The sequence below is a fragment of the Arthrobacter nitrophenolicus genome (assembly GCF_000332815.1).
GTDB lineage: Bacteria > Actinomycetota > Actinomycetes > Actinomycetales > Micrococcaceae > Arthrobacter > Arthrobacter nitrophenolicus.
This window is the reverse complement of the sequence record NZ_AOFD01000106.1, coordinates 1-2630: the sequence shown is the minus strand read 5'-3', so window position 1 is coordinate 2630 and position 2630 is coordinate 1. Positions and strand designations below refer to the sequence as shown.

Genomic DNA, 2630 nt, shown 5'->3' with positions numbered 1-2630 from the left:
TGCCTGTGGCCCCTCCAGGGGTGGGTGGAGGGGCCGGGCGTTTTTCGTGGTTGTTCGGCGGGTTAGCGCCTGAACAGTTTGTCGCGGAGGGTTCCGTTGCGGTACTCGCGCTGCATGAGGCCGCGCTGCTGCAGGACGGGTACTGCGTGTTCGAGGAAGGTGTAGGTGTTCTCAACGTCCTGGGTGTTGATGTTGATGCCGTCCACGCCGGCGTCGCTCCATTTCTGCAGTTCGTCGGCGATATGCTCCGGGGTGCCGACGATCCGGTCCGAGCCGATTTTGCGGACCATGTCGCGGAATGTCCATGACTTGTCTTCCGCGGACTCAGCGAATCCTTTGAGTATTCCCTGCATGGAGTCGGTATTATGTTCCGCCAGCGGCTTGTCGAGGTCGATCTGTGACAGGTCGGTGCCCATGGTAGAGCTGGCGAATGCGATAGCGGCTTCGGAACCTGCTTGTTCGTCGAGCTCCTCATGCTTACGCTTGGCTTCTTCTTCGGTGCTCACCACATGAACGGCCATGTATTGCAGGAACACGATGTCTTCTCTGCTGCGGCCGTTCGCCGAGAGCCTCCCGGTCATGTCGCTTATCAGTGTTTGAGCATCCTGTGGGGAGTTGGTACCGATGAACATCGCCTCAGCGTTACGCGCCGAGAACTCACGGCCGTCGTTGGAACTGCCTGCCTGGAACGTGACCGGCATGCGCTGCGGGGAAGGCTCTGTCAGTCCGATTCCTGGCACACGATAGAACTCCCCGTCATGTGCGATGGGATGCACGCGCGCCGGGTCCGCGTAGATTCCCCGGTCGATATCGCGGACAACCGCCCCGTCTTCCCAGGAATCAACGAGGAGTTTCCTGAGCACATCGACGTACTCCTGCGCACGCACATATCGTTTTGCGTGCCCTTCCATGTCATCAAAGCCGGAGTTGCGCCAGGCGGAGGGCTGGTATGAGGTAACGATGTTCCACGCCACCCTCCCCCGCGTCAGGTGATCAAGTGTCGCGACCCGTCGAGCGAACGAGTAGGGATGCTGCTGGGTCATGTTCGCGCTGAACGCGAACCCGAGGTTCTCTGTGGCACCTGCCAGGGCAGCGGTCAGAACAAGCGGGTCACCGAGCGGAAACGCCACCGCGTCGCGGATCGCTGTAGCGGGCGAGGACTTGTACGTGTCATGCACGCCGCTGAAGTCCGCCCAGAAAATCGCGTCAAAACGCGCCGCCTCCAAGGCCTGCGCAAGCTTTGTCTGATGATCGAGATTCAGGTAATCAAATCCCTTATTCCCGGGGTGGTTCCACGGCGTGCCCAGTGGTCCGCCCGGGGCGAAGCACGTGTAAAGGCAAAACCTCAAGTCACCTCGTTGTGTCTCAGTCATGGTGCAACGATCCTTAATCCGTCAGTCAATATCTGGCTTGTTCTTTCTCGCGCCGCGCCAGGGACACCGGCCGTACTGCGGCATCCCCGGGCGCGGCTGCCGGCCGAAAATCGGCAGGCCACAGCCTAGCTCTGCGGGAGCAGGCCCAGCCTGTGCGCCGTGGCCTTGTACTCTTCTGCTCCCAGGAAGGCGTCGAAGGCATCGTAGTCTTCGACGATATCCACCGTGGAGCCCTCACGTGCGAGAAGTTCGAGCGCCTGACGCATGGCCGACTCCGCAACAAAATTCGTCAGCGTGGGGTAAAGAACAATATCCGCGCCCTGCTCACCCATCTCCTTGGCGCTGTAACCCAGACCATTGGTCATCAGGATAGGCACCCGGGCTTCCTCGCGGAGCCGCTTATTCAGAACATCGCCCGGCTTCGGGGCCCTGGCAAGGAACAACACATCCGCACCAGCCTCCTGGAACGCAAGCAACCGGTCGATGGTGGCTTCTTCCCCTTCGCTCAGGAGCGCATCCGAACGGCCGATAATCAAGAAGTCCTCAGACTTCCGGGCATCCACCGCCGCCTTAATCTTGTCAACGGCCTGCCCGAGCGGGATCACCTGCGGGGTTCCCAGGTGCTTACCAAACACATGATCCTCAATATGGGTCGCACTCGCACCCGCCCGCTCCAACACCTGAACACTGCGGGCGACATGAATCGGGTTCCCAAACCCGCCCTCACCATCAACAATGAGCGGAACATCCACGATCGGGGCAATCCGGCGCACCATATCGGCAATGTCCTCAAGCCCGACAAAACCAATATCCGCCACACCATACTTCGAAGCAGAAGCCGCGTAACTACCGATATACGCGGCCTGGAACTTCAGATCCCGAACAAGACGGGCCGAAATCCCGTCATAAGCAAGCGGGGCAACCAGCGGAGAATTTTCACTGATCACTTCTTTGAGCGTACGCACCATTGGGTCAAAGCTCTTTCACTAGGGAATACATACCGGACGAATGCCGTAAATACACAAACAAGGCCACACCACCGCAACCCACACACGGGAAACGAACACCGGGAAAACAGCCAGCACCGCAAAGTCGGTGGGCCGCCCGCCCCCGGCACCCCGGACGAACGGCCTTCAGCAAGGAATGCAACACCGCACCCCCGCATCAACTCCTCACTAAACCCGAGTTAAGCACAGAATCCGTACGTAAGTCAACGGTCCCCGCCCCACAACCCGCACCCGGCAACACCCGCCACTC

2 protein-coding genes are annotated in these 2630 nt (G+C 60.0%); both read right to left on the bottom strand.

Going from position 1 to position 2630, the window contains the following annotated elements; genetic code table 11:
* Positions 1–62 precede the first annotated feature (62 nt).
* A complete protein-coding gene (locus G205_RS20255) occupies positions 63–1373 on the bottom strand; it encodes an NtaA/DmoA family FMN-dependent monooxygenase (protein ID WP_083875138.1) in 1311 nt (436 codons plus the stop codon).
* 125 nt (positions 1374–1498) lie between these two features.
* Positions 1499–2341: an isocitrate lyase/PEP mutase family protein gene (locus G205_RS20250; RefSeq protein ID WP_009359672.1), complete on the bottom strand. Its 843-nt coding sequence runs from the start codon at positions 2339–2341 to the stop codon at positions 1499–1501.
* Positions 2342–2630 lie beyond the last annotated feature (289 nt).

Bases quoted from the DNA above. Each gene is read 5' to 3' on its own strand.
- G205_RS20255 (WP_083875138.1), bottom strand. From the start codon at position 1,373: ATGACTGAGACACAACGAGGTGACTTGAGGTTTTGCCTTTACACGTGC.
- G205_RS20250 (WP_009359672.1), bottom strand. From the start codon at position 2,341: ATGGTGCGTACGCTCAAAGAAGTGATCAGTGAAAATTCTCCGCTGGTT.